Origin of the sequence: Corynebacterium sp. Marseille-Q2823 (assembly GCF_903645345.1) — a bacterium.
In the GTDB taxonomy this organism is placed as follows: Bacteria; Actinomycetota; Actinomycetes; order Mycobacteriales; family Mycobacteriaceae; genus Corynebacterium; species Corynebacterium hiratae.
Window position 1 is genome coordinate 15,305 of record NZ_CAHJXS010000007.1, and the last position, 25,192, is coordinate 40,496.

The following is a 25,192-nucleotide window of genomic DNA, read 5'->3' on the forward strand; positions in this document are numbered from 1 at the left end:
AGCGCCAACCTCCCTAGATGATGCGGATTTCCTCGTGAGACTACCTTAGACTCAACCCTGGTGGCGTGGAAACTGCAGAGCTTAAAAGCTCAGCCAGCCGTGCTCCAGTGGGCAAGTCATCCGGCTCCAAAAGGTAGTTCTCATGCACATAGAAGAACGCCGCGCGGACGGTCTCCACGCCGTGAATACGCCGCCATGCCTCCGCGTACACGGCGAGCTGAATCTGCGCCGAGTTCAGTGCAGCGCCCTGGGGGCGACGGCCAGTCTTCCAGTCCACGATGAGCCACGAGCCATCCGGCTGCTGGAAAACCGCGTCCATGCGGCCGCGGACTACCGAGTCCCCAATGGTGATCTCAAAAGGCGCTTCCACATAGGCAGGCGTGCGCTGCGCCCACTCCGAAGCTAGGAAAGACTCTTTGAGTGATTCCAGGTCGTGGTCCGGCTCATCGTGGGAGCCGGGCAGCTCGTCCTCCCCCAGCAAGGCAGGCGCCCCAAACCGATCCTCCAGCCAGGCGTGGAAGGCGGTGCCGCGCTTGGCATAGGAGTTGGGTTTGAAGGGAATGGGGCGGCGCTGGCGGCGGGCAAACTGAGTGGGATCCGCTGACATCGCCACCATGTCGGAGGCTGTCAACTCGCCAGGCAGCTCCACATCGACCACTGGGGCCTGGAGGGCTTTGTGTTCCTCGATGAGCGCGCTCGCCTCCTGCTCCCAGAGCCCGAAGATCTCACCATCGCGCAACGGCGGCAGGTTCTCCATTGCCGCGCGTACCGCGTCTGCGGCCTTGAGCGCTTCCGGTTGCGGGGTTAGTGCAGGGAAGGAGGCCTCCGTAACAGAGCGCTCTTCGTCTTCCACGGGGTTCTCGGGGACCTCCCAGTGGACGACGAGCTCTGGGTGCTTATCCGCCAGCAGTTGCAGGTAGGAATACGGGCCCTTCTTGCTCTTGCCCTTCGCCTTATTGGTTCCGGAGCCAGTCACCGTCAGGGTGGACTCGGTGCGGGTCATCGCCACGTAGAACAGGCGGGCTGCTTCCTCTGCTTGGAACTCGCGGTTTTGTTCCTTGAAAGCCTCACACGCCTTGTCGAAGTCGGAGCGTGTCACCGCGTCCTCGGGGACATCGATGACATCCTCATCACCCGGTGCTTTTTCGATCTTGGTCAGGAAAGTCTCCGCCTGCGCCTTATAGCTTGTGGAATCCGCGTGTGCCACGCAGACGTGTTCCCATTCCAAGCCCTTAGCCTTGTGCACCGTCATGATGTGGACGCGGTTGCGCACGAGCGGGACCTCTCCCAGCTCAAGGCCGTCTTCTTTCTCCTTAGCCAGCTCAAGATAGTCCAGGAGCCCGGCTAGGCCCTCCCCGTGGAAACCAGCGACGACGTCGGCGAAGGCGTCGAGGTGTGTTGCCCCGCCTGGCTTCCCGGAGGCCAAGACCTCGGTACGCAGACCAAAGAGCAGCTCAATATCGGCGACAATGTCGTTGAGCGACTTTCCCAGGGAATAGGTGCGGAGGTAGCGCAGTTTAGAGGAAACCTCTTCCATGCGCTCTAGACCTTCGGTACTGTAGCGCTCGCGTTCGCCGAGGTCTGCGAGGGCGTCGGCAAGCCCCAGCACCTGGTCAGGCCCCTCTGCGGTGATGTCCTCGATCTGGGTAGCCAGGTGTGCCAAGGGATCACCGCCCTCCCAGCGCGTGCGCCCCTCCGCGGCACCGGCAAGGTTGCGCTGGCGCGAATGCAGCGCCTGGATGTCGGCGATACCTAGGCCGCACATCGGCCCGGTCAGCACGCGCAGCGCCGCCGCGGTGTCCTGCGGACGCACCAGCAAGGTGGCCACCGCTACGAGATCTTGGATTTCCGGCTGCCAGAGCAGCCCACCGAGACCAAAGATTTCGTTGGGGACCCCGACCTTGTCCAGGGCCGATGCAATCAACGGCGACTGCTTATTGGTGCGCACGAGTACTGCGGCGCTGAAATCCTCACCCTCCGGCGTGGACTCATAGAGCTGACGCAGGTGCTCTGCGATGAAGTCTCGTTCCTCATCTTCGGAGGCGAAATAGCCCAGCTCCACCGTGCCTGCCGGCGCGGTGGGCTTCGGCGATAGCTCATCCACCGGCCGCTCACCCGGGCTTTCGGAGAAGAGCTTCGAGGCCACGTCATTGGCCATTCCCAGCACCGTCGAAGGGTTACGCCAGGAGGTGGTCAGCTGGTCTTTGGGTGCCGGGGTGCCGTCAGCCTGCGGGAAGTCCGTGACGAAGGCCTCGAGGTTTTCCGCCGTCGCCCCGCGCCAGCCATAGATGGACTGCATGGGGTCACCGACCGCGGTAACCGAGAGCCCCTCGCGCTTACCACCGAAGAGGGAACGCAGCAGGATGCGCTGCGCGTGGGAAGTGTCCTGGTACTCATCCAGCATGACCACGCGATACCGCGCGCTTTGTTGCTCGCCCAAGAGGGGGAAGTTCTTGGCCAGGGTGGCAGCGATGGACATCTGCTCGCCGAAGGTGATGACGCCCCGCTCCGCCTGTTCCTTCTTCAGTGCTTCCACCAAGGGCAGGTACTCCAGGCGCAGGCGTTGGGTATCCAGGTATCCCTGCAGCTTTTGGCTGTACTCACCGCTGGTCCTCTTGCTCTTCTCTAGGTCCTCAGCGGTCTTGCGGAAGATGTCCTCATGCTCATACAGATCGTGGGGATCCTTGAGCTCCCCGTCCATGGTCTCCGCCAGTTTGAGCAAGGTGGCGGTGACCGTGGCCACGGCATTATCAGTGCTCAGCGAGCCCGTGTAGTTGCTGACGACCTCGTGGGCGATGGCATAGCGCTCCGCCTCAGTGATAATGCGGGCATTCGGCTCCACCGGCATGAGCAAGCCATACTCGCGGACCAGATCACCCGCGTAGGAGTCATAGGTGGAGACGTTAGGCGCGATATTCTCCACTGCCTCTGCCGCTGGGCTGCCCGGAGCAAGGATTCCTGAGGAACGCAGGGTCAGCAACTGGCGGCGGATGCGCTGCTCCAGCTGCTGGGCTGCCTTGCGGGTAAAGGTCAGGCCCAGGACTTGCTCGGGCCGCACCAACCCGTTTGCGACCAGCGACACCACGCGCGAGGCCATCGTCTCCGTCTTACCAGCGCCCGCGCCGGCCACGACCAGTTTCGGCCCGAGTGGACCGTCGATGACTGCGGCTTGCTCTGCGGTGGGAGGAAAAGGCTTCCCCAGCGCGCTGGCCAGCTCCTCAGGACTGAAGTGTTGGGTGGGGTTCTTAGGCATCGGTTACCAGAGCTCCTTCATTCATCACAGGGCAAATAGGGCGGATCGGGCACCGATCACAATCGGCGTTTTCACGCGCGGTCAGCCCCGGTCCGCGCAGCTCGGCTACGAGTGCAGGTAGCGCCTGCGCAAATTCCTCGAGTTCCTCCGGGGGCTTGGTGGCTTGTTCCCGGGTGGACACGGAGGCAGCGCTGGATCGCGGGTACACCAGCACACCGCCGCCACGCGGCAGGCCGGCACCGGTCCGGATGGATACAGACTGAGGCTCGCCGTCAGAGTCTGCTGGTGCCGTGACGAGTTCACCGTGTGCCAGGGCCAGCTGGTACGTCATGAGCTGGGTATTATCCTGGGCGCTGGCCTTAGAGGGAACCGTTGTTCCGGTCTTGAGATCCACCACAACGTAGTCCTCACCGGCCTTCGCCAGCCGGTCGATGAACCCACGAATGGTGACATCGGGGCCGATGTCCACGGTGACGGGAACCTCAACGCCGACGGGTTCGAGTGACGTCGAGCTCGAGAGCACCCAGCTGTGGGTGCGGTCGATAAGGCGCTCAAAGTCCGCGTGCTCAGCCTCGCGGCGCCACGCGGGGCCATCAAGCAGCGCGGCGAAGGCATCAACCACGAGCTGCTTCGCGGGCTCAGCGGCAGCTCCCCGGCCCAGCGCCTCCAGGAAAGCATGCGCCAAGTTTCCCCGCAGAAGGTTGATATCCGCTGAGTCATCCTCGACGAGCTGCCCGAGCACCGCGTTGAGCGGACACGTGAGCAGGGCATCGACCCGGGACGGCGACACGGTATTGGAACCATGCAGAGGCAGCTCCGAGGCGACGCCGCGGGCGGCCCACCACTGCTCTGGGTGCGCCCCCGGAACCCCAGCCTCCGCCAGACGGGCCAACTGCCGCACCGCTTGGGAGCGCTCGGCCTCACCCGTCTCCGGATCGGTAGCGCAACGCCGCAGCTGCGCCACGAAGGCGGGAACCGACAGCACGGAGACGTCAAGGGGATCGAGCTCTTCCTCCCCACTAGCCGCACTGGGCAACGTCACGGGATTCGGTTCCGGAACCTCGAGGCCCAGCTCGCGTGGCCAGGCCTGGCGCGCCAGCCGCTTACCCGCTTCCCGGCGCGCTTGTGCTCCTGGGACATCGACACCGCGGGCGGACAGGAACTCATCGATGAAGCGCGACGGCTCCTCAGCCACATCGCTCTCGGGCGAATCCACCGCGAGGACGAGCAGGCGGCATCGGTGGCGCGTGGTGGCCACGTGGAAGAGCCGGCGCTCCTCCGCCAAGCGCCCCGACACGTGGCTGACTGGGGTGCCGGGTGTGATGCCGCGATCTAGGAGATCGATGAGGTCCTCTTGCCCGAAGAGAGAGCCGGTCTCTCCTACCGAGGGCCACGTTCCTTCTTGAACGCCCGCCACGATGACGGTGTCCCACTCGCGGCCCACCGCGCCGTGCGCGGTGAGGATTTCAACTGCATCAGGCAGCGCCGAGCGACGATCCCGCACGCCGGTGGGCAATTCTTGCTCCGTGATGTGCAGGATGAAGGACTCTAGGGAGGCCGCCGGGCGGCGCTCGGCATAGTCACCGGCGGCATCGAACAGCGCCATCATGGCATCCAGGTCTCGGTCCGCCTGCGAACCCGCGGCACCGCCGCGCAAGGCTGCCGCCTGCAGGCGCGTGTCCAAACCAGTGGCCTGCCACACCTCCCAGAGAACCTCCTCGACTGCGGCGCCTGCGTGCAGGGCCGCGCGCCCGGCGGATAGCACCCCGCGAATACGGGCCAGGATCGCTTCTTCGCGCTCTGTCAGGAGGTTGTTGAAGTCCGGCAACTCACCATCCAGCAGCTCTCGCAGCGTGTCCATACCGCGCTGCTCCGGCTTCCAACGGCGCAGGCCGCGAATGAGCCTCCGCAGCGTGACTGGGTCCGCACCGCCGACAGGACCGGTAATCAGGTCCTCGAGCTCCACGGGCTCAAGCTCATTCTCCAAAGCACGTAGAGCCAGAAGCACCGCCTTGACCAAGCGCTGTTCCGCCAGCACCACGTCCGTGGGGTTGATGTGCACTGGCACGCCAGCAGACAGCAGCGTGCGCCGGGCGGGGCCGATATCCCCGGTAGAGCGCACGATGACAGCGATATCACGCCAGTCCACGCCGTCCTCGAGGTGCCGGCGGCGAACCGTGTTGGCCAGGACATCGCGCAAGGTGCCGCGGGACTCCACGACGCTCACGCAGGCCGGGGAGGGAGTGCGGTGCGTCGAGTCTAAGCGCAGCTCGTTCTCCGCCTCCCACGTGGTGAGGAATTCCGAATTAGCACCACGGAAAGCAAAGACCGCTTGGTCAGGGTCACCACCAATCACGGTGAGGCGGGCGGTCTTCGCCAACTCCGCGATCAGCTGGCCGGAGGTCGGGTCGAGCAACTGGGCGTCATCGACCACGATGGTGTGCCACGGGTGCTCGCGCAGCAGCTCTGGGCGCAAAAGCACCTGGCTGACCAGTTCTGCCGCGGAATAGGAATGCGAACCCGCCAGCGCCTGAGTCCGCTCATATTCGCGCAGGAACTCGCCGGCGGCAGTCCACATGGGCCGAGCATGACGCTCCCCGAGCTCCTCGAGCTCTGTCGGGCCCAGCCCCCGTTCGATGGCACGCAACAACAAGTCACGCAACTGGCGCGCAAAACCCACGTACTCCAGGGCCGGCCGCATCTCCTCCGGCCACGCACCCCTGCCATCCGCAGCATGGCCTTGGAGCAGCTCGCGGATGACCGCATCCTGCTCTGCGCCGGTAATCAGGCGCAGCTCCTCCTCGCTGCTCTGGCGCATCAATGCAAAGGCCAACGAGTGCACCGAGCGCACCATCGATGTTTGTGCCGCATAATCATCGAGGTTTTCTGCCAATTCCCGGCGCAGCAGCGAACCCGATTCCTTGGACGGGGCGACGACGAGGATGCCGGAGGCATCGGCCCCGGCGTTGAGCTGGCCCAAGACCACGTCGATCAGCAGGCTCGACACCCCTGACCCCGCCGCACCAAGCACCCGCCAGGTACCTTGCTGTGGCAAAGGAACATCCCACTCGCGCGACGTGGCGCGACGGGTTCGGGGAATGAGGCGGACTTCCGGCGAGGGAGGAAGCGTGACGCCGGTACGTGTGGGGGATTCGCTGCTGTACTTCACGCCCTACAGTCTGTCAGATGCCGCGGACACGAGGGCCTCTTCCACCCTTTCTATGTTCGAACGCACGGTCGCCTTGGAGCGCGGGTGCAGGATATTGACGTACCGGCGATACGCCACCGCACGCAGCAAGAGCTGCTGTATTCCGGGCACCGACGCAAAGCGGGTGCAAATATCACCATCCACCGCCCCCGCGATCAGACCATCCACCATGACTATCGCTGCAGTCCAGCCCGCCGGACGCGGAGCGGCAGAAGGCACGATATCAATCAGCGCCGGCGGATTAGCCCCGGAAAAAATGGTGGTTCCCAGAAGATCCATGTGAGCGGTAACCAACGGGAGGTGCGCAAGCTCAGCATCAGAATAAGCCTCGCCGCTCTCCTCCCACGCGGCCCGCTCCGCCCGCGCAAACACATCCTCGCGCCGGTCCATGGTGGGCAGCGGGGCCACATCGAGGGCGTCATCAAGGCGCAGCGCCAACTGCACGGTTTCATCGATGCGGCCTCGCAACTGACCTTCCACGAATTGCGTGGCCTTCCACCCAGCGGCTGTGTAGCGCCCATCGGCGGTCAGAACCGGGCGGGCGATACGCGCTCCCGGCACGCTGAGTTTCTCGCGTACCTTGGCGGACCAACCAGTCCACGGCCGCGCCTCGGCAAAGACTATATCCCCGACGCGAATCCCGTTATCCCAGGCAGACCCCACGAGCTCTCCCTGCGTTCGGCGCGGGTGAAACTCGGCGTTGAAGGCGGCAAGAACGGGCTCAGGTGGCAGTGGCATGGGGAAATAGTCCTTAAATTTCGAGCGGCTTACTCGGGCTTGGCGTGATCAGAATTTGCCGGATTCGGGTAGGGCCACGGGTTCGGCTCACAGGTGACGTCCTCGTCCGGATACACCTCGTTTGGTTCCTTCTCAAAGAGCTTCCCGTTGTTGAGACTCAGCGTCTGCTGCATCATGACGGGCGCGAGCTTACCCTCGCCACCACAGGGCTGGTGGGCCGCGTAACCAATGGCGTGGCCGAACTCATGGTTGATCAGGTACTGGCGGTAGTTGCCCAAATCCCCCTCAAACGGCGCAGCGCCCCGCACCCAGCGAGACTCGTTGAGGTTGACCGCGGATTCACCGGTAATCGTCGTGTGACACGAGGTTTCCGATTCCAACTGCGCACCGCACAACTTCGCCGTGGTCCCCAGTGAGGTCAGACGGATGTGCGTATCGGGGTTGTCATCGGCCTTGACGTGGATGAATTCGAAGTCTCCGTTGGCGGTCCACCCGCGGGGGTCGGACAGGGTGGCGTCGACCAGAGCGACCACCGCAGCATCCCCACCGTAGGCGGAGGTGTCCACGCCATTTTCGATCTCCACGGAAAAACGGATGGTCTGTTTTCCACCTTTGCCCGCGTGCATGGTGGAAGGGCCGGCATCGCGGTAGGTTTCATCACCTTGCTCCGTGAAGGCACCGCCGGCGGGCAAGCCATCCTTGGCAGCAGCGACCGCACTGGCGTTGGCAGGATCGGGCCCCTTGGGCAGGGACGGGGTTGCGGTAGCGCTGCTTGTCGACGTCTCCCCTGCCGCCGTCACGTCCGCCTCCTGAGCTGGGGAGCGGAAAACGTCAACGAGCACCCACACGGTGATGACGACCATGACGGGGATCGCCACCACGCGCCACCAGCCATACTCGCGAGCGAAACGCTCCACCGCTGAAAGGCGCTGTGGGTGCTGTCCAAGATCCGCGGGATTCTCCATGGCCATTTAGGCTACCCGCTGAGACGGCGTGCGCGTACTTAGCCCGCGAAACCGACGGTGTGGGCGCGTGCAGTGCCGATTTCTACGTAGACGACTCGCTCGGTGCGCACAATGTAGGCGCGGCCCTTGGTGTCCTTCAATTCGAGGGTGGAGTTCTCCGCCAAGGCATTGTTAATGGTCTGGGTCAGTTCTTCGCGCTCGCCTTCGGCATGAATAACCAGTTCGCGGGCGGTATCGGCAAAACCAAACTTGATGTCCATGTGGTGTGTCTCCCTTAGATCGTTGTCATTAATCGGTTCCGTGAGGCCTGCGCCCCCGGCGCTCTAATGGCCCCACTATAGCCACGTCCTCTACTATCAAGGTGTGCTTGCCCCGAAATCTTCCCGCGATTCCCGCGAATCCCCTACCTTTGCCGAGCTCGGCGTCGCCGTAGAGATCTGCGATGCCCTCGCTGACAACGGGATTACGCACACCTTCGCCATCCAGGAGCTCACGCTCCCCATCGCGCTCAATGGCCAGGACCTCATTGGCCAAGCGCGCACCGGCATGGGAAAGACCTACGGCTTCGGTGTACCGCTTCTCGATCGCGTCTTCGATGATGCCGACATCCCGGAGCTTGACGGAACCCCCCGCGCGCTGGTCATTGCGCCAACGCGCGAGCTAGCCATCCAGGTCAGCGGGGACTTGCAGGTCGCTGCCGCGAATCTGCCGCTCAGCGTCATCACCTTGTGCGGCGGTCGCCCCTATGAGGAGCAGATCAAACAGATCAACGCAGGCGCGGACGTTGTCGTGGGTACCCCGGGCCGCCTCCTCGATCTCTGCCAGAAGAAGCACTTATCCTTCGAGCAGGTCAGCGTTCTTGTATTGGATGAAGCCGACGAGATGCTGGACTTGGGCTTCCTTCCGGACATCGAGAAGATTCTCTCCCTGCTGCACGGCAACCCGCACCAGACCATGCTCTTTTCCGCGACCATGCCTGGCCCCATCGTGACGCTGGCTCGCACCTTCCTGGACCAGCCGGTGCATATCCGTGCTGAATCTGCCGACGCCCAGCAGACCCATGCCTCCACCCGCAAGGTCACCTTCCAAGCGCACCGCATGGACAAGATTGCGGTACTGGGAAAGATCCTGCAGGCTCACGGCCGCGGGCGCACCATCATTTTCACGCGCACGCAGCGCTCGGCGGCCGCCGTCGCGGAGGAGCTGGCGCAGCGCGGGTTCGCGGTGGGCGCGGTTCATGGCGACATGGATCAAAAAGCACGCGAGCGCTCGCTCGATGCCTTCCGCGACGGCACCGTGGAGATTCTCGTGGCCACGGATGTCGCTGCCCGCGGCATCGACATTGATGATGTCACCCACGTCATCAACTATCAGGTTCCGGACGATCCAATGACGTTTGTTCACCGCATCGGCCGCACCGGCCGCGCGGGGCATACAGGCACGGCGATCACCCTCGTGGGCTACGATGAGCTGGGTAAATGGCAGGTCATCAACGATGAGCTCGACTTGGGCCAGGCGGAGCCACCGCAGTGGTTCAGCACTTCTCCGGAGCTTATGGAAGCACTTGATGTTCCGGAAGGGGTTGCCGATACGGTCGGCCCACCCACCAAGGTGCTGGGTGCCCCGCGGCGCTCGGGTTCCCCGCGCGGAGACTCCCCGCGTGGCGAATCCACGCGCTCAGCCCGCGCTGCGCGCCGCACTCGTTCCCGTAAACGCAATCCCCGCCAAGGAGGACGCCGATGAGCACCGAGCACGCCCAAGAATCCCCGGTCGACAACGCCGCTGCGAAGAAGGCACCCATTTTGCGTTCCACGAAGGCGGACTGGATTGCCGTGGGCGCGATCAGCGCGGTATGCGCCATCGCCATCGGCGGTGCGGTCATCACCGCACCGATCCACAAGGCTGAGCTCACCCCGGCAGTCGATGCTGCTGCCAACGCCGAGCCAGCGCTTTTCACCGCCGTCCCGAACTCCCTCACCGAATCCTTCAGCCTGCCCAACGCCTTAGTCCCGGGCCAAGCCCGGGCTGTGTCGTCGAAGGGTCTGCTGGTGACCCATGACGGCGACACCCTGAGCGCCACGAATGCTGCCGGCGATGAGGTGTGGACCTATGAGCGCCGCGATGCCGACCTGTGTTCGCTCGGCACGGCGTGGAACAAGATTGTCGCTTCCTATGATTCGGGCAACGGCTGCGGTGATGTGGTGGCGATCGATGCTGCCTCCGGCCAGTATTCCGATACCCGCAGCGCCCGCAATTCCGACGAGGTGGTCCCCATCGTCTCGAACGACCGCGTGGGAACGGTCTCCGCCGAGCGGGTAGAGCTGTGGCGCTCCGACCTCGTGCGCACGGTGGAGTACGGCGATGTCGATGCCAAGCAGGAACCCAACATGCAGCCCCACGAGGACTGCGCCATCACATCAGCGCTGACCCGTACCGAGACGATGGCAGTGACCGAATCCTGCCCGGATTCCCCGGATGCCACGTGGTTGCGTATCCAGACCGCCACACCGGAGGATTCCCGCTCCCCGGAGATTTCCAAAGACATCAAGATCGAGGATCCGGGCGCGCGCCTCGTCGCCTACGGTCAGGAGGCGGCCGCAGTCTTCTTGCCGGGCGATACGCCTCGCATTGTGTCCTATAACTTTGAGGGTGAAGCGCTGTCGTCCACGGACGTGGAACCTTCGACGTCCATCACCAACTCCGCCTCCCCCTTTGCTCCTGCCGTAGCCGATCTGCCCCACCACATGACGTGGTTTGATGGCGAGCGCCTCTACCTCTTTACGCCAACTCAGCTCAAGGTTGACCACGTTTTAGAGCAAGCGCTGGGCACCGGCGTAGCCGTTGACGAACGCGTTCTCGTGCCCACTGAAGAAGGGATCGACGTGGTGGATTGGTCGACCGGTAAGACGGAGCGCACCATCCCCGTCGACCGTGATGGCTATTCAGGCCCGATTTCGCTGACCTTGTCCGGCACGGTCATCGTTGAACAGCGCGGGGACACGGCCGTGGCGCTCAAGGCATCCTAGAAGTGGCTTTCAGCCCATTGCGCCGCCTCGGGTCGCACCATGAGCAGGTACAGCACCAGTCCGGCGCTCGCTAGGGTTAGTGCACCGAGTAGGGCTGAGCCCCCACTGAACATCTGGAAGGCGATGGCGCCCAGGATGAATTCCACGAGCACGATGGCCCCGCGCCCCCAGCGTTTGCCTTTCACGAAGGCCCAGGAGCCAACGATGACAAAGCCGAAGACGATAAAAATGAAGATGGCCGTGCCCAGGCCGACGAAGCCTGTCGCGCCTGAGTCGGAAACCATCGAGTCGTTTTCAGCGCCAGATACCTCACGGACGATGAGGAAAATGCCAAAGATGATAACGGCGATGGACTGAACCACCGCGATTCCCGCAGCCGCGATGACCGAAGCCGGCGCGCCATTCCCTACGGTCCGGGGAGACGTAGCCGATGACTGTTTCTTCTTCTTGTTCACGGCCGCTTAGTCTACTTCTTACCCCTTCGGTTTAGGCCATCTCCACACCGCAGACTCCCCCGCCCCGCAGACACAGTCCTCGGCATTCAGCTAGACCTTCCCACACGCCCAGTCTTCGGGGGCAGAGGACTGAATATGGATTTGACGCGATCCAGGTCACCACACTCACAGTTTTACCCCCATCAACGCTGGTAGACGGATTATTGACAGCCTTCTTACAGCCTCCAATCCATTAGTAAATCCTAAACCGACTGCATTTCTTTAGTGACTTTGGACACTTTTTACCCTTTACCCCTAGCGGACTTTGAGTAAACGTGTCATTATTCTCAGGTAGCAAAAACAACGAGCTGTTAAATCAGTTCATAACTCGGAGCAAACTTCGAGTTAACAGAAAGTGAACCACGGCGGCGTCGACGCTGGCCCCAACTCGAGACAGGGCCCCACTGACCGCAGACCAGTCCACTTCACCCCGTAGCACTCGGAACAGTTCACAGCTGTGAACTGCCCTAGGTGCGCCTACTTTCACCCACTGCTGTCAAAAATTTGTTAGGAGATTTCAATCATGGATTGGCGCCACGAAGCTGTTTGCCGCGACGAAGACCCGGAGCTCTTCTTCCCCGTCGGTAACTCCGGCCCTGCACTCACCCAGATCGCTAAGGCCAAGCTGGTCTGCAACCGCTGCCCAGTTGCCTCTTCCTGCCTCAAGTGGGCCCTGGAATCCGGCCAGGACGCCGGTGTCTGGGGCGGTCTCTCCGAGGAGGAGCGCCGCGCCATCAAGCGCCGCAACCGCAGCCGCGCCCGCGCCCGCGTTTCCGCCTAAAGAACCCTCAGAAGGCACACCCCCGATTAACACTCCGGCATACCCTGCCGCTACAGTTAAATAAGTTCATTTACCCTTAACAGAAGGAGTACGCGATGAGCAAGCGTGGCCGTAAGCGCAAGGATCGCCGTAAGAAGTCCGCTAACCACGGCAAGCGTCCTAACGCATAACGTCAGCATTCAGGGCTCGTTTCCTTCCTCATTCCGAGGACGGGAACGAGCTCTTTGCTTATACGCCGAGGCCTATTTAACTTGGCCTTGGCCGCCCTAGCCCCAGGTGATTTCAGTCCGCGTAATCTCCACGCAAATGCGCTGGCGCAGTGACTGCGGTGCAGCCTGTCCCCCGCAACATTTGCGCACAAGCGCTCGGACTACTTCTTCACTCTCTACGCGTTGCTGACAGGCATCGCACTGCGCGAGGTGCTCGCGGATTTCCAGTGCTCGCGCATAGCTCGTTGATTCATCGAACAGCTCCCGAAAGAGCGCTTCAACCTCGGGAGAGTTACACGCACCGCAATTGCGTCCTGTTGCGCGTTCCATTACTTCTCCTCCATCTCTGGGTGGTTGCGACCAATGCCTTTTTCTCGTGCTACGTCCTTCAACGCCGCGCGGAGTAGTTTTCTTCCGCGGTGGAGGCGGCTCATGACCGTCCCCAACGGGGTGCCCATCACTTCTGCGATTTCCTTATAAGCCAAACCCACCACATCCGAGTAGTACACCACCATGCGGTAGTCCTCCGGCAGGTCATTCATGGCCTCGGAAATCTCCGAATCCGGCATCTGCTTGAGTGCTTCGACCTCCGCTGATTCCAGGCCCGTGGAATCATGCCCGGACGTGGTATACAGCTGAAAGTCACTCAGCTCATCCGCTGAGGATTCCACCGGGCGGCGCTTGGCCTTCCGGTAAGAATTGATGTAGGCATTCGTCATGATGCGGTACAGCCACGCCTTCAAGTTCGTGCCCTGTTTGAAGGAATCGAAGTTGCTAAAGGCCTTGAGGTAGGTCTCTTGGATCAAATCCTCCGCGTCTTGCGGGTTCCGCGTCAGACGCATCGCTCCGCCGTAGAGCTGGTCCAGCAAGGGCAAGGCTTGCTCCTCAAACAACCGCTGTTTCTGAAGCGTCTCGCTCGTCGATTCTGTGGCCATACCGACCATCCTAGCGCTCCGGACTAGGGTGGTTTATATGTCCAAGAAGACCCCGCGTGCCGCTACCCCCGCTCTCAAACTCCTCGAAGAGGCAGGCATTGACCACCACGTCTCCACCTTCGACGGCGGTCGCGAAAACTTCGGCGAGGCAGCCGCTGCGGCCCTCGATGTTGCTCCTGAACGCATCTTCAAAACCCTCGTCATTGATCTGAGCGCCGGCAAAGGCCCCAAGCGCCAGCTCGCCGTGTGCGTCCTTCCGGTTACCAACCAGCTCAGCCTCAAGAAGGCCGCCGCCGCTTTCGGTGCGTCCAAGGCCACAATGGCCGCGCCTGCCGACGCCTCCAAGTCCTCCGGCTACATCCCCGGCGGCATCTCCCCGTTAGGGCACAAGCATGTCCTGCCCACCGTTGTTGACGAGACGGCGCTACTCTTCGACACCATCTTTTTCTCCGGCGGCAAGCGTGGCCTCGACATCGAGATGAATCCGGAGGATCTCCCCCGCGTCCTGGAGCTCTCCTTTGCCGACGTGCTCGCCGACTAGTTTTCGCGCACTAGAACAAGGTGGTGGCCGGTGGTTCGTCGATAAGCTCTGCGTAGTCGTTGCGCACGTTGCCCACCGCGGGGTCTGCCGGGCGTGCCTGAAAGCCGCGCACAGAGCTCGGCTCCAACAGCGCCTCCCCCGCCAGCCAAGGTGCGATCTCATCTGTAGTCAGAAACTTGGGCAGGCGGTGATGCAGCCACGCCATCTCCTCCGTGGCATCTGTGGTTACCATCGTGGCCGAGAGCCTCTCCATCCCCGTGGCCCACAAACCAGCCGCCCACAGCAGGCCATCGGGTCCGGTCACATAGTAGGGCTGTTTCTTGGCCTTCTTATCTTCCCCGGCTTTCCACTCGTAGTAGCCATCCAGCGGGATGACGCAGCGCTGCGCCTTGAAGGCATCGCGAAAGGAAGGTTTCTGCGCCACAGTCTCCGCGCGGGCATTAAACAGGGGCGGGCCGTCGAGGTCTTTCTTCCAATGCGGAATAAGTCCCCAGCGCGCTGGCTCCACACGGGCGGTCTCCTCCGCAACCCGCACGATGGCGATGGGCTGGGTCGGAGCAATGTTATAGCGTGCTGGCGGCAGGCCTTCCGGCGCATGAACTTCCGTAATGGACTCCCACGCTCCGACTTCCTCCAGTAGGGACTCGGTGAACAGAACAAATCTTCCGCACATGCCCTTTATTATGGACTACATGTCTGCTTACTGGAGTGCTCCACAACCCACCGGCCCGCTGTCCTGGACTCAAGAAGTCCCCGGATCGAAGTCGATGACCAACCGCGCCCTCATCCTCGCCGCGCTGGCTGACTCCCCCTCTATCATCTACAACCCACTGATCTCCCGCGATACTGACCTGATGAAAGAAGCTCTGATGGCCATGGGCGTAGGTATCTCCGACTGGGGCCCGCACCTGCGTGTGACCCCGGGCCAGCTGCATGGGGCGACCGTCGATTGCGGCCTGGCCGGCACGATTATGCGCTTCTTGCCACCGGTAGCCGCGTTGGCGGATGGCCCCGTCATCATCGATGGCGACCCGTATGCGCGCAAGCGCCCCATGTCCACCATGACGAAGGCCCTGCGTGAGCTGGGCGTTGACGTCAAGGGCGATAGCCTGCCGCTGACCATCACGCCCCATGGTGTCCCAGAGGGCGCCGAGGTCACCATTGACGCTTCCGCTTCCTCACAGTTCGTCTCTGGCCTGCTCCTGGCCGGTGCGCGCTACCGCTACGGGCTCAGCGTGCGCCACGAAGGCGGCACCGTACCTTCCCAGCCCCACATCCTGTTGACCATCGGCATGCTGCGTGATGCCGGCGTGCATGTGGTCGCGGGCGAAGATAATTGGGTCGTGCGCCCTGGAAAGATTGAAGGCCGCGAGTGGTATATCGAGCCGGACCTCTCCAACGCCACTCCTTTCCTTGCCGCTGCTGCCACCTGTGGCGGAAGCGTGAGCATCCCGAACTGGCCGGAGGAAACGGACCAGCCGGGTGATGCTTTCCGCGGCATCCTGGAACAGATGGGAGCTCAGGTTGAGTACGTCCCGCAGGCACCTCACCAGGATCCCTACTTGAAGGTCACCGGCCCAGAGGAGGGTCTAGCAGGCCTGCGCGGTATCGATCTCGACATGGGCGATATCGGTGAACTCACCCCGACCGTGGCTGCGCTGTGCGCGCTGGCCTCCACGCCTTCGACGTTGACCGGCATCGCGCACCTGCGCGGTCACGAGACGGACCGTCTGGCGGCCCTCGCTACCGAGATCAACGGCTTGGGAGGCAACGTCACCGAGCTTGACGACGGCCTCCGCATCACCCCTGCCCCACTCCACGGCGGGGTATGGCACTCCTACGCCGACCACCGCATGGCCACCGCCGGCGCCATCATCGGCCTGGCAGTCGAAGGGGTCGAGGTCGAGGACATCGATACCACGTCCAAGACTCTGCCCGGCTTCGCCGGGATGTGGGAGGCCATGATCCGTGGCTAGGCGCGCAAGCAGCTATGACGAATCCGATGTCCGCATCCGGCCCGGCAAAGGCTCGCGCCCGCGCACGAAGGACCGCCCAAAGCACAAGGATGCCAAGTTCGGCATGGTCATCACCAAGGATCGCGGCCGTTGGGGAGTCGCTCTAGATAACGATGGCCCGGTCGTCACGGCCATGCGCGCCCGCGAGATGGGCCGCACGCCCGTCGAAGTCGGCGACCGCGTCGGCGTCGTGGGTGATACCTCGGGTAAGAAAGACACCCTCGCGCGCATCGTGAAGCTCGAGGAGCGCCGCTCCGTCCTCCGGCGCACCGCGGATGACACGGATCCTTATGAGCGCATCGTGGTGGCGAATGCGGACCGCCTACTTATCGTGAGCGCCGTGGCGGATCCGCCGCCGCGTTCCGGATTCGTGGAACGTGCACTCATCGCGGCCTTTGCCGGCAATATCCAGCCGGTCCTATGTCTAACGAAGACCGACCTCACCGACCCCACTCCGTTTGCCCAAGAGTTTGCGGACTTGGATGTCACGGTGGTGGAGGCCGGCGTCGACGATGGGCTGGAGCAGGTCTGTGCCGCAATTGATGGACATGTCACGGCCCTCATAGGCCACTCGGGCGTGGGAAAGTCCACCCTGGTGAACCGGCTTGTCCCGGACGCCAACCGAGAGACCGGCGAGGTTTCCGCCGTGGGCAAGGGCCGCCACACCTCGACGCAGTCGGTGGCATTGCGCCTGCCGGCGGAAGGAAGCACGCCGAATGGCGGGTGGATCATTGATACCCCCGGCATCCGCTCCTTTGGCTTAGCCCACATTGACGCGGAGAACGTCATCGAGGTCTTCGATGATCTGGCCGAAGCCATCGAGGACTGCCCGCGCGGCTGCACGCATGCTGGGCCGCCCGCGGACCCTGAGTGCGGCCTGGACTTAAACATCGAGGAAGGCACTGCTTCTGCGCGCCGTCGCGACGCAGTGCGGGGCCTTTTGGCCTCCCTGCGCACCAACGTCGATTGGGCTTAGGCCTTAAGCCCTCAAGCTTAGGCCGGAAGCATAGCCGCCAGCTGCGGCGGCAGGACGGTCTTCAGGAAGGGGCTGGCAGCGCGGAGAGCCATAAAGAACACCGTCAGGGCGCCGGATACACCGAGGATGATGGCGCCACCCTTGTCGATGTTGGAGGAGGTGTTATCACCGCTCGGTGCCTTCTTGTTGAACTCTTCCTTCTTGGCACACGCATCGAGAGCCTTGACGTACTCCGGCGCGATGTCGCGGAAAGTCTCGGCTACCTTGATGTTGTTCTTAGCGCGCTTGACGGCGTCCTCGTCACCGAGCTCGACCTCTGCCTCATAGCCAGCCAGAGCACGGTAGAGCTCGTCCGATTGGTTCTCTACGTCGCGAGCACGCTTCTCCGCGTCCTTGGGCGAAATCTTAAGGCCATCCTTCAGCAGGCTGCTGTCGACGTCGTTGTCCTTGGACTCCGCGTTCTTGAGGTCGCTGGCTTCGTCCTCGCTCAACGTGATGGTGCACTTGTCATTCTTGATGGAGGTGGTCACCGCACCCGCAGTGGGGGCAGCGATTCCGCCAGCAACAAGTGCGACGGACAAGGTGGAGGTAGCAACTACGCGGCGAAGACGAGAGGAAGTCATGCTGAGGGGACCTTTCGATCGAGCTGAGTTTTACTCCAGCAGACTATCAGCATTTAGCCCAACTTGGGCAGGTAATCACCGAACTCCTTGTACACAGCGAAGCCGATGCTGATAATTCCGAAGAGAATGGCGACGATAACCCCCATCGGTCCTTGCGAGGAGCCCTCAACGATGCGCAGCCACGGAGTCTTAGGCATCACGGCCATGTTGGGGTCCGGATTGTTGGGGTCAGGTTCGCTGGGAGCCGCTTCCTGAGCAGAGCTCCCCTGCGCGGTCTGATTTTTCTGCGCTGCCGGCGCTACTGCTTCCTCTGCCCCGGCAATTGGTGCTGAAACGAGGGTTGTGACGCTCAGGGCTGCAGCGGTGATAAGGCTAGCAAGGCGAGTTGCCTTCATGATGGTGCTCCTTTTCTCAAGCAATGGCAATAAGGGCTTAGAGTAGCACCACCATTCGCGTTAGGGCTGTTAACGCTGGTGAATTCTAGAGCAGTTCTACGAGGATGGGCAGCTCGGTGGGATCATAGAAAGCCATGAAGTTATCTAGGGCATCACCGACGGCGAGTTCGGCGTCTTCGTCGCCGAGGTCAGCATTGTCGATAGCGGCGATAGCCTTGGCGGTGGCAGCCTCGGATTCCTCGATGTCCACGTGGATAGCTTGCAGATTGTCCTTCGTGATAGTGGCCGGGTTGAGCGCCACGACTGGTTCACCCATGTCCGGCTTCGGGGTCACTACGGACTCGTCCACGTCGACGGAAATGACGACTCGGCGGTGCGGGAACTTGTCCTCATCGCCGATGGCCAAGAGCCGCAGGGAGGCCATGGAAGCCTCGAGGAAGGCAGAGTATTCGATCTCTTCTTCGTCGCCCTCCGTGTAAAACTCGCGCAGCGCCGGGGTTACTGTAAATCCCCAGCCGCTGCGGGCGGCAAGCTGGCCGGTTTCTTCCAGCTCTGTCAGCATGGCAAAAGTGGCTGGCAGGAAGACGCGCACATCCTTCGACACTTAGAACTCACCTTCAATGTCGAAGACTGCCTGGACTTCCACGCTGGTGCGGTCAAAGACCGTGTAGAGCATGCCCACCATGCCATTTTCCACCGCGGCGCGGACGTTGACGATGGAATCATCTACCATGACGCAGTCATTAATCGGCAGGTCGATAGCGTCCGCTGCAGCCTGGAAGGCGGCACGATCCGGCTTCTCCGCACCGACCTCGCCGGAAAGCACGACGGCATCAACGATGCCGCGGTATTCCCACTCGCGAATGTGCTCCGCGCCTGGGCCGCCCGGATCGTTAGAGAGAATAGCGGTGGCGACTCCGTTGGATTTCGCGGCGGCGAACAGCTCCCGCCAGCGCTTGACGTCTTCTTCGGTGCCGTCAAGCACGCCTACAAAATCGACGATGAGTCCACGCATATTATCTACCCTTCGCATTGAGCTGTGTTTATCGTCCGAAAGTATAGCGAACATACCGCTCGCCTGCTCCCACAGGCCAAGGCGCAGCGCCTTCTAGCCGAGGATGCCGCCAGCGTGGCACAATGAACGTGCGTCCAGCTTCCTTTCCTCCGCTCGCCTTCTCCTGCCCGAACGCCTTTCTCCGCGCTGCTCGTCGCGGATAAGGACCGGATTCCACATGTACACCCCCATCCCCGGCATGAGCCATCTGCAGCTCTATGTTGCTCCACAGCGTATCCGCTATGAGCGCGAGCCCACTGCTGGTGACCTCGCCACACGTGACGAGATCCACGGGCTCGTCGTCATTGTTTTAGAAGTTGCCGCCGCTTTGCGGCCGATGAGCCATCTCAACAACCCGCGCTTTGCTCCAGAAATCATCACCCATGTACGCGCGTGGCGGAAGGCCCATGCAGCGGCAGAGCTCCGCGGGGGCATGGCACTCACCAGCTTGCATGCGCGCGCAAACGGCGAGTTCTTCGGTTCAGTGCTGATAGGTTCGCACCAGCGTGCTTTCACCGGCTCCGCAGCCGGGCGGCACATACGTTCCTTCCGGTTACTCTCAGTCGGCCCCAGCCCCAGTATCGCTGGAAGCGACCGGCAGGCTACGGGAGGCTAAACAAAAAGCCAAGGGATAACCTTGGCTGGAAACTGCGGGAGATTAAAAAAGCGAACCGAGCTTGATCAAGATGGGCGTCCAATCGATGCCGGCGAACGCCGCGGACGCACTCACCAAGGCCAAGCTGATACCGCCAAACATGGTGGCTCCGACCACAGGCAGGTTCTTTGCAGCTTCCTCGGAGGTTTCCGGAGCAGACACAGCGCCGCACTGAGTGGCCACGGTGTCCTGGGAGCTGAGCACGGCGTCCTTGGAGGACTCATCGTCCTGCGAGCTCAAGACGGAAGAGAGCTGGCACTGCTCCTCGGGAGCAAGCTCGATAGCTGACGCAGCTGCGCCGCCGCCCAACAGGGTGGCAGATGCGAACACGGAGAGACCTACTCGCAGAGACAAGCGGCGCATACTAACTCAACCTTCCGAAGCAGAACAATTAATAATTTGACAGTATATACCTAACTGCTTCCAATAAAAAGGCGCCGTGGGGAGTTCTTCCCACACGGCGCCTCATCACTTTCCGCGCTTTCTAGCGCCAGCGCGTCAACGCAGTTTCAAGCCGCGTCAGATTAAGCTTCCGCTTCCGCGTTTGCTTCACCCGCTGCGCTCGCCTCTTCCTGGGCCTTGAACTGCTTGCGTAACATGAACAGCTGGCGGACGGTTTCTTCCTTCACTGCGTCATTCATGGCGTTAAACATGTCGCCGCCCTCCTTCTGGTATTCCACCAGGGGATCGCGCTGCGCCATAGCACGCAGGCCAATACCTTCCTTGAGGTAATCCATTTCATAAAGGTGCTCGCGCCACTTCTGGTCGATGATCGGCAGAATGATCATGCGTTCGGTATTGCGCATCTGGTTCTCACCGCCGATGGCAGTCACAGCATCTTCGAGCTTGTCGTACTCGGAGTTGGCATCAGCCAGGAGGGCATCCCGCAGCTGCTCCGCAGATAGTTCGCCGGCGGCGCCGTATTCGGTGCCGTCAACGAGCTCCTCATGCGTCATGGTCGGCCCGTACAGGGACTCCAGCGCATTCCACAGCTCATCGAGATTCCAGTCCTCCACGTAACCGGTAGCAGTAGCCCCTGCCACGTAGGCGGACACGGTGTCATTGATCATCGTCCGGATGTTGTCCTTGATGTCGTTGGCCTCAAGGATATCGTGGCGGGTGGCGTACACCACCTTGCGCTGCTCGTTAAGAACCTCGTCGTACTTGAGCACGTTCTTACGCATCTCGAAGTTCTGGTTCTCCACCTGTGCCTGCGCACCCTTGATAGAGTTCGACACCATCTTGGCCTCAATCGGCACGTCATCCGGCACGTTGAGGCGGTTCATCATGTTCTCCATGGACTGGCCCACGAAGCGCACCATGAGCTCCTCGCGCATGGACAGGTAGAAGCGGGTCTCTCCCGGGTCACCCTGACGTCCGGAACGGCCACGCAGCTGGTTATCAATACGGCGCGACTCGTGGCGCTCGGTGCCCAGCACGTACAGGCCGCCGGCCTCACGGACCTCATCGCCCATCTTCTTGGAGCGTTCCCTCTCCTGCTCGATCTCAGCGTCCCAGGCTTCCTGGTACTTCTCCTCGTCCTCGAAGGGATCGAGGCCGCGGTCCCGCAGCTTCTCATCCAGGATGACCTCGGGGTTGCCACCGAGCACGATATCGGTACCACGACCGGCCATGTTGGTGGCCACGGTGACGGTGCCAGGGCGGCCAGCACGGGCGACGATCTGGCCCTCTTCCTCGTGGTGCTTGGCGTTGAGCACCGAGTGCTTGACGCCGCGCTTGCTCAGCAGCTGGGAGAGGTACTCGGAGCGTTCCACGGAGGTGGTACCAACGAGCACCGGCTGACCGGCAGCCACGTGCTCCTCGATGTCATCGACCACCGCAGCGAACTTCGCTTCCTGGGTCTTGTAGATGCGGTCGGAGTGGTCGGTACGCTGGTTCGGCTTGTTGGTCGGAATTGGCACCACGTCGAGACCGTAAATGGAGTGCAGCTCGGCCGCCTCTGTTTCTGCGGTACCGGTCATACCGGAAATCTTATCGTAAAGGCGGAAGTAGTTCTGGAGGGTAACGGTCGCCAGCGTCTGGTTCTCGTTCTTGATCTCCACCTCTTCCTTCGCCTCAATGGCCTGGTGCATACCCTCGTTGTAACGGCGACCAGCCAGCACGCGGCCGGTGAATCCATCCACGATGAGGACCTCGCCGTTGCGCACGATGTAGTCCTTATCGCGGGTGAAGAGCTCCTTCGCCTTCAGCGCGTTATTGAGGTAGGACACCAGCTGGGAGTGCTCAGGTGCGTAGAGGTTTTCAATGCCCAACTGGTCTTCGACGAATTCCACGCCGTCCTCAAGCACACCAATGGTGCGCTTCTTGTGGTCCACCTCGTAGTGGATGCCCTCGCGCATCTTCGGGGCCAGCTTGGAAAAGACTCCGTAGAACTGAGAGGACCCATCGACAGGGCCGGAAATGATGAGCGGGGTACGCGCCTCATCGATAAGAATGGAGTCAACCTCATCCACGATGCAGTAGTTGTGGCCGCGCTGGACGGTTTCATCAAGCGAGCGGACCATGTTGTCGCGCAGGTAGTCAAAGCCCAGCTCGTTGTTCGTGCCGTACGTGACGTCGCAGGCATAGGCTTCCTTGCGCTCTGCAGGGCGCATCTCGGAGAGGATGACGCCAACGGACAGTCCCAGCCAGCGGTGAACACGGCCCATCATCTCGGCGTCACGCTTAGCCAGGTAGTCGTTGACAGTCACGATGTGGACGCCCTTGCCTTCCAGGGCATTAAGGTACGCCGGCAGCAGCGAGGTCAGGGTCTTACCTTCACCCGTGCGCATCTCGGCAACGTTGCCAAAGTGCAGGGCGGCACCACCCATGATCTGTACCTTGTAGTGCTTCTGGTCGAGCACGCGCCAGGCGGCTTCACGCACGGTGGCGAATGCTTCGAGAAGCATGTCATTCATCTTTTCGCCATCCGCCAGACGCTTCTTAAACTCGTCTGTCTTAGCCTTAAGCTCATCATCCGACAGCGCCGCGAATTTATCTTCTAGGGCAATAACATCATCAGCAATTTTAGCCAGGCGCTTGACGGTGCGTCCCTCACCGGCACGGAGCAGCTTGGAAAGTCCAAACACGTCTAGATAGTCCTTCTGGTCGCGACAATAAAGTTAACTCGTCGCCATTGTACTCACTAGCTTTTCCGTATCGATTCGCCACCCAACCCAAAACGCAAAACCCGATACTTAACCCGCGCCCGCACGCGCGCCCATCCTGTGTTTTCTCAGAACCGAAGAGCTAGTCGTCCAAAGAGCTGTGCGCCGCAGCCAACTGCTAACAGTTGCGCGCCTCACAACGAAGGTTTATGTAAGGGCGCGACAAGGGCGCCCACTTCCCCAACCCGAAGTTCCCTAACTCACCCGGACGCAGAGCGAGACAGAAAAGGAATGACTATGCAGTTCTCCAAGATTGCCGTAGCTACCGCTACCTCCGCAGCCCTAGCTTTGAGCACCATAACCGCCCCCGCCGCCGTGGCTGATGATTCCGAAGCGCCGCGCGGTGGTAGCGCCATGTGGACCTATAACGCGATCATGACCGGAACCATGGATGCCGTCGCCACTTCCCACCGCCCGGGGTCGCATCCCACCGAAAACTTCGGACTGGATCTGATTCTGGTCACCCCGGTGGCCTTGCTCATGCTGCCACTGCAAAAGCTAGCTGAGGCCGAAGTGCACCTGTCCAGCCAATTCGGAATATAGCTGCGTCGCGATAAACGAAAACACGTTTCCCCGCGCTGCATGTTCAGCGCGGGGAAACGTGTTGTAGCCGGGATAATTTTCCCGAAGGGCTTAATACTTAGCCCTTAGGACGCTTAGCCCTTAAGCGTCCGTCAGGGAGATAAGGCCGTAGTCGAAGGCGTGGCGGCGGTAGACCACGGACGGCTTGTTGTTCTCCTCGTTGATGAAGAGGTAGAAGTCGTGGCCGACCAGCTCCATCTCGCTGAGTGCATCATCCACGGACATCGGGGTAGCCGGGTGCTCCTTGAAGCGCACAACCTGGCCCGGGCGAACGTCCTCGACCGTCTCTGCGTACGGATCGATGTAGCGTTCTTCCTTACCCGGCTTAGCCGCTTCAGCCTCGGCGACCAGCTCGGCAGCAATCTGACCGGTACCCTTCTGAGCGCGGTGGCCGGACTTCACGTTCTCGCGGCGCACCTTTACCTTGCGCAGGGAGCGCTCCATCTTGCCCAGAGCGGTCTCGAGTGCCGCGTAGAACGAATCTTCCTTAGCCTCAGCGCGGGCGATGTGCCCTTTGCCGGTAGCGGTAATCTGCAGGCGCTCTGCCTCAGACTCGCGGCGCGGGTTCGGCTCGTGCTGCAGCTCCACGTGGAAGAAGGTCAGGGTCGGATCAAGGCGCTCGATCTTGGCTAGCTTTTCAGTGACACGTTCCTGGAAGTGCTCCGGAACCTCCACGTTACGACCGGTGATGGTGACCTGAGCGTTGGTCTGCTGGGACATGTAATGCCTCCCTTTACTCGTGGGGACTGAATGACTGCACATTCTGCGGACCTTATTCAAGCCTGTGATTCGGGGCTTAGTGTCCGCTTCCCTGTGACACCCCTCATGCTACCACTGGTCATAACCAACGGGTTCACTGGCCCCCTCTACAGAGGCTTGATGTCGCTCCACCCTACGCGTCTGCCAGGGCAATCGCCCCCGCCACGTCACCCCCGACGGCCCACACGCGAGCGGCGCTGGCGCGGAGTGTCGCGCCGGTCGTGATGACGTCGTCGACAAGCAGCACGCTGCGCCCCGCCAACATCCGGGCGGACGGCAGCAACCGCACGGCACTGCGCATATTGTCTGTGCGCTCCGCGGCGTTGAGCTGCGACTGATCCGCACTGCCTTCGACCGTCATCAAGGCATTAACCACGTCCCAACCAGGAAGCCGAGCAGACGCCGCCCGGCACAGCGCGGCCACCGGATCACCACCACGCTTGCGGGCCGACGACGCTCGTGTCGGGGCGGGAACCAACAGCGCGGTCTCCGGAATGTCGCCGCGAGCACGCAGGTAGTCGATGCCAGCGGCAAGCACCGCGCCCAAATGCGCGCGCACCGCCTGGTGTCCGCGTTCCTTCATCGCGATGATGACCCCGCGGCGGGTATCGGAATACGGTCCGAGCGCCCACGCCGGAAAACCTAATGGCTGGGGACGTTCCACGCGGCGCGGTATCTGCCGCAGGTGGTGCTGGCAGGCTGCGCACAGCACCCCACCCGCAGAGGTCTCGCCCCCGCACCCGGCGCACGGGCGCGGTAGGAACAGCTCCACGAGCGCGGCGGTGGCCTCCCCTATCCCCCGATGTTTCGGCATGC

General features: G+C 62.1%; 26 protein-coding genes. 9 read left to right on the top strand and 17 right to left on the bottom strand.

The window, feature by feature from the left end; genetic code table 11:
• Positions 1–40: 40 nt before the first annotated feature.
• From HWX44_RS08965 to HWX44_RS08985, 5 genes are read right to left on the bottom strand one after another with little or no spacing between them, the layout of a single operon-like run.
• The gene (locus HWX44_RS08965) at positions 41–3,253 is read right to left on the bottom strand and encodes an ATP-dependent helicase (protein ID WP_175974262.1); all 3,213 of its coding nucleotides are present in this window, start codon (positions 3,251–3,253) and stop codon (positions 41–43) included.
• A complete protein-coding gene (locus HWX44_RS08970) occupies positions 3,246–6,422 on the bottom strand; it encodes an ATP-dependent DNA helicase (RefSeq protein WP_303049254.1) in 3,177 nt (1,058 codons plus the stop codon). The genes HWX44_RS08965 and HWX44_RS08970 overlap by 8 nt, the downstream gene beginning before the upstream one ends.
• 3 nt (positions 6,423–6,425) lie before the next feature.
• Positions 6,426–7,199, bottom strand: a complete 774-nt coding sequence (locus HWX44_RS08975; protein WP_070680661.1) for a hypothetical protein — start codon at positions 7,197–7,199, stop codon at positions 6,426–6,428.
• 29 nt (positions 7,200–7,228) lie between these two features.
• On the bottom strand, positions 7,229–8,170 hold the full coding sequence (locus HWX44_RS08980; protein ID WP_049156095.1) for a DUF3152 domain-containing protein: 942 nt from the start codon (positions 8,168–8,170) through the stop codon (positions 7,229–7,231).
• A 32-nt stretch (positions 8,171–8,202) separates the two neighbouring features.
• Positions 8,203–8,424, bottom strand: a complete 222-nt coding sequence (locus tag HWX44_RS08985) for a DUF3107 domain-containing protein (protein ID WP_175974264.1) — start codon at positions 8,422–8,424, stop codon at positions 8,203–8,205.
• A 103-nt stretch (positions 8,425–8,527) separates the two neighbouring features.
• Here HWX44_RS08985 and HWX44_RS08990 point away from each other — a divergent pair, with 103 nt between their 5' ends.
• A complete protein-coding gene (locus HWX44_RS08990) occupies positions 8,528–9,907 on the top strand; it encodes a DEAD/DEAH box helicase (protein ID WP_175974266.1) in 1,380 nt (459 codons plus the stop codon).
• On the top strand, positions 9,904–11,190 hold the full coding sequence (locus HWX44_RS08995) for an Rv3212 family protein (protein WP_046647463.1): 1,287 nt from the start codon (positions 9,904–9,906) through the stop codon (positions 11,188–11,190). Before HWX44_RS08990 ends, HWX44_RS08995 begins: the two co-directional genes overlap by 4 nt.
• Here the strand turns inward: HWX44_RS08995 and HWX44_RS09000 are convergent.
• A complete protein-coding gene (locus HWX44_RS09000) occupies positions 11,187–11,645 on the bottom strand; it encodes a hypothetical protein (protein ID WP_071407243.1) in 459 nt (152 codons plus the stop codon). The two genes, HWX44_RS08995 and HWX44_RS09000, sit on opposite strands and share 4 nt — an antisense overlap.
• A 562-nt stretch (positions 11,646–12,207) precedes the next feature.
• Between HWX44_RS09000 and HWX44_RS09005 the strand changes: the two genes are divergently transcribed.
• Both HWX44_RS09005 and HWX44_RS13575 read left to right on the top strand, forming a co-directional pair.
• Positions 12,208–12,465 (top strand): WhiB family transcriptional regulator, encoded by a 258-nt coding sequence (locus tag HWX44_RS09005; RefSeq protein WP_042529827.1) that lies wholly within the window; start codon positions 12,208–12,210, stop codon positions 12,463–12,465.
• Positions 12,466–12,560: 95 nt separating this feature from the next.
• Positions 12,561–12,635 carry a 50S ribosomal protein bL37 gene (locus tag HWX44_RS13575; RefSeq protein ID WP_012714902.1) on the top strand — a complete coding sequence of 25 codons (75 nt, stop codon included), beginning with the start codon at positions 12,561–12,563 and terminating at the stop codon, positions 12,633–12,635.
• Between the two features lie 96 nt (positions 12,636–12,731).
• Here HWX44_RS13575 and rsrA read toward each other — a convergent pair whose 3' ends face one another.
• Positions 12,732–13,004 (bottom strand): mycothiol system anti-sigma-R factor, encoded by a 273-nt coding sequence (rsrA, locus tag HWX44_RS09010; RefSeq protein WP_080975102.1) that lies wholly within the window; start codon positions 13,002–13,004, stop codon positions 12,732–12,734.
• A complete protein-coding gene (locus HWX44_RS09015; RefSeq protein ID WP_175974268.1) occupies positions 13,004–13,609 on the bottom strand; it encodes a sigma-70 family RNA polymerase sigma factor in 606 nt (201 codons plus the stop codon). The genes rsrA and HWX44_RS09015 overlap by 1 nt, the downstream gene beginning before the upstream one ends.
• A 37-nt stretch (positions 13,610–13,646) precedes the next feature.
• On the opposite strand from HWX44_RS09015, the gene ybaK reads away from it, so the two are divergent.
• Positions 13,647–14,150, top strand: a complete 504-nt coding sequence (ybaK, locus tag HWX44_RS09020) for a Cys-tRNA(Pro) deacylase (RefSeq protein WP_175974270.1) — start codon at positions 13,647–13,649, stop codon at positions 14,148–14,150.
• A gap of 10 nt (positions 14,151–14,160) precedes the next feature.
• Here ybaK and HWX44_RS09025 read toward each other — a convergent pair whose 3' ends face one another.
• The gene (locus tag HWX44_RS09025; protein ID WP_070680673.1) at positions 14,161–14,823 is read right to left on the bottom strand and encodes an SOS response-associated peptidase; all 663 of its coding nucleotides are present in this window, start codon (positions 14,821–14,823) and stop codon (positions 14,161–14,163) included.
• Here HWX44_RS09025 and aroA point away from each other — a divergent pair.
• Both aroA and rsgA read left to right on the top strand, forming a co-directional pair.
• Entirely contained in the window at positions 14,822–16,126 is a 1,305-nt protein-coding gene (gene aroA, locus HWX44_RS09030; RefSeq protein ID WP_175974272.1) for a 3-phosphoshikimate 1-carboxyvinyltransferase, read from the top strand. The genes HWX44_RS09025 and aroA overlap by 2 nt on opposite strands.
• Positions 16,119–17,141, top strand: coding sequence for a ribosome small subunit-dependent GTPase A (gene rsgA, locus HWX44_RS09035; protein WP_070512182.1), 1,023 nt, complete (start codon positions 16,119–16,121; stop codon positions 17,139–17,141). The genes aroA and rsgA overlap by 8 nt, the downstream gene beginning before the upstream one ends.
• A 17-nt stretch (positions 17,142–17,158) precedes the next feature.
• Here rsgA and HWX44_RS09040 read toward each other — a convergent pair whose 3' ends face one another.
• The 4 genes from HWX44_RS09040 to HWX44_RS09055 all read right to left on the bottom strand — a co-directional run bounded on the left by HWX44_RS09040 (position 17,159) and on the right by HWX44_RS09055 (position 19,174).
• The gene (locus HWX44_RS09040; RefSeq protein ID WP_070512186.1) at positions 17,159–17,764 is read right to left on the bottom strand and encodes a hypothetical protein; all 606 of its coding nucleotides are present in this window, start codon (positions 17,762–17,764) and stop codon (positions 17,159–17,161) included.
• A 53-nt stretch (positions 17,765–17,817) separates the two neighbouring features.
• On the bottom strand, positions 17,818–18,159 hold the full coding sequence (locus HWX44_RS09045; protein ID WP_070517843.1) for a hypothetical protein: 342 nt from the start codon (positions 18,157–18,159) through the stop codon (positions 17,818–17,820).
• Between the two features lie 85 nt (positions 18,160–18,244).
• Positions 18,245–18,751 carry a DUF6912 family protein gene (locus HWX44_RS09050; protein WP_175974375.1) on the bottom strand — a complete coding sequence of 169 codons (507 nt, stop codon included), beginning with the start codon at positions 18,749–18,751 and terminating at the stop codon, positions 18,245–18,247.
• Positions 18,752–18,763: 12 nt separating this feature from the next.
• Positions 18,764–19,174: an HAD-IA family hydrolase gene (locus HWX44_RS09055; RefSeq protein ID WP_010189184.1), complete on the bottom strand. Its 411-nt coding sequence runs from the start codon at positions 19,172–19,174 to the stop codon at positions 18,764–18,766.
• Positions 19,175–19,391: 217 nt separating this feature from the next.
• Between HWX44_RS09055 and HWX44_RS09060 the strand changes: the two genes are divergently transcribed.
• Positions 19,392–19,829, top strand: a complete 438-nt coding sequence (locus tag HWX44_RS09060) for a hypothetical protein (RefSeq protein ID WP_046647452.1) — start codon at positions 19,392–19,394, stop codon at positions 19,827–19,829.
• 42 nt (positions 19,830–19,871) lie between these two features.
• On the opposite strand, the gene HWX44_RS09065 is transcribed toward HWX44_RS09060, so the two are convergent.
• A complete protein-coding gene (locus HWX44_RS09065) occupies positions 19,872–20,231 on the bottom strand; it encodes a hypothetical protein (protein WP_175974274.1) in 360 nt (119 codons plus the stop codon).
• Between the two features lie 161 nt (positions 20,232–20,392).
• Entirely contained in the window at positions 20,393–22,957 is a 2,565-nt protein-coding gene (gene secA, locus HWX44_RS09070) for a preprotein translocase subunit SecA (protein ID WP_175974276.1), read from the bottom strand.
• A gap of 315 nt (positions 22,958–23,272) precedes the next feature.
• Here secA and HWX44_RS09075 point away from each other — a divergent pair, with 315 nt between their 5' ends.
• A complete protein-coding gene (locus tag HWX44_RS09075) occupies positions 23,273–23,578 on the top strand; it encodes a hypothetical protein (protein WP_175974278.1) in 306 nt (101 codons plus the stop codon).
• 120 nt (positions 23,579–23,698) lie between these two features.
• Here HWX44_RS09075 and hpf read toward each other — a convergent pair whose 3' ends face one another.
• Together hpf and HWX44_RS13320 are read right to left on the bottom strand one after the other, a co-directional pair.
• Positions 23,699–24,337 carry a ribosome hibernation-promoting factor, HPF/YfiA family gene (gene hpf / locus HWX44_RS09080; protein ID WP_046647448.1) on the bottom strand — a complete coding sequence of 213 codons (639 nt, stop codon included), beginning with the start codon at positions 24,335–24,337 and terminating at the stop codon, positions 23,699–23,701.
• A 172-nt stretch (positions 24,338–24,509) separates the two neighbouring features.
• Positions 24,510–25,190, bottom strand: coding sequence for a ComF family protein (locus tag HWX44_RS13320; RefSeq protein WP_046647446.1), 681 nt, complete (start codon positions 25,188–25,190; stop codon positions 24,510–24,512).
• Positions 25,191–25,192: the final 2 nt, after the last annotated feature.

Bases quoted from the DNA above. Each gene is read 5' to 3' on its own strand.
- HWX44_RS08995 (WP_046647463.1), top strand. From the start codon at position 9,904: ATGAGCACCGAGCACGCCCAAGAATCCCCGGTCGACAACGCCGCTGCG.
- HWX44_RS09040 (WP_070512186.1), bottom strand. From the start codon at position 17,764: ATGACTTCCTCTCGTCTTCGCCGCGTAGTTGCTACCTCCACCTTGTCC.
- HWX44_RS08975 (WP_070680661.1), bottom strand. From the start codon at position 7,199: ATGCCACTGCCACCTGAGCCCGTTCTTGCCGCCTTCAACGCCGAGTTT.
- HWX44_RS08985 (WP_175974264.1), bottom strand. From the start codon at position 8,424: ATGGACATCAAGTTTGGTTTTGCCGATACCGCCCGCGAACTGGTTATT.
- HWX44_RS09015 (WP_175974268.1), bottom strand. From the start codon at position 13,609: ATGGCCACAGAATCGACGAGCGAGACGCTTCAGAAACAGCGGTTGTTT.
- rsrA (WP_080975102.1), bottom strand. From the start codon at position 13,004: ATGGAACGCGCAACAGGACGCAATTGCGGTGCGTGTAACTCTCCCGAG.
- HWX44_RS13320 (WP_046647446.1), bottom strand. From the start codon at position 25,190: ATGCCGAAACATCGGGGGATAGGGGAGGCCACCGCCGCGCTCGTGGAG.
- HWX44_RS09065 (WP_175974274.1), bottom strand. From the start codon at position 20,231: ATGCGCCGCTTGTCTCTGCGAGTAGGTCTCTCCGTGTTCGCATCTGCC.
- HWX44_RS08965 (WP_175974262.1), bottom strand. From the start codon at position 3,253: ATGCCTAAGAACCCCACCCAACACTTCAGTCCTGAGGAGCTGGCCAGC.
- HWX44_RS09005 (WP_042529827.1), top strand. From the start codon at position 12,208: ATGGATTGGCGCCACGAAGCTGTTTGCCGCGACGAAGACCCGGAGCTC.
- ybaK (WP_175974270.1), top strand. From the start codon at position 13,647: ATGTCCAAGAAGACCCCGCGTGCCGCTACCCCCGCTCTCAAACTCCTC.
- hpf (WP_046647448.1), bottom strand. From the start codon at position 24,337: ATGTCCCAGCAGACCAACGCTCAGGTCACCATCACCGGTCGTAACGTG.
- HWX44_RS09025 (WP_070680673.1), bottom strand. From the start codon at position 14,823: ATGTGCGGAAGATTTGTTCTGTTCACCGAGTCCCTACTGGAGGAAGTC.
- HWX44_RS09045 (WP_070517843.1), bottom strand. From the start codon at position 18,159: ATGAAGGCAACTCGCCTTGCTAGCCTTATCACCGCTGCAGCCCTGAGC.
- HWX44_RS08980 (WP_049156095.1), bottom strand. From the start codon at position 8,170: ATGGCCATGGAGAATCCCGCGGATCTTGGACAGCACCCACAGCGCCTT.
- aroA (WP_175974272.1), top strand. From the start codon at position 14,822: ATGCCCTTTATTATGGACTACATGTCTGCTTACTGGAGTGCTCCACAA.
- HWX44_RS09055 (WP_010189184.1), bottom strand. From the start codon at position 19,174: ATGCGTGGACTCATCGTCGATTTTGTAGGCGTGCTTGACGGCACCGAA.
- HWX44_RS09075 (WP_175974278.1), top strand. From the start codon at position 23,273: ATGCAGTTCTCCAAGATTGCCGTAGCTACCGCTACCTCCGCAGCCCTA.
- HWX44_RS09060 (WP_046647452.1), top strand. From the start codon at position 19,392: ATGTACACCCCCATCCCCGGCATGAGCCATCTGCAGCTCTATGTTGCT.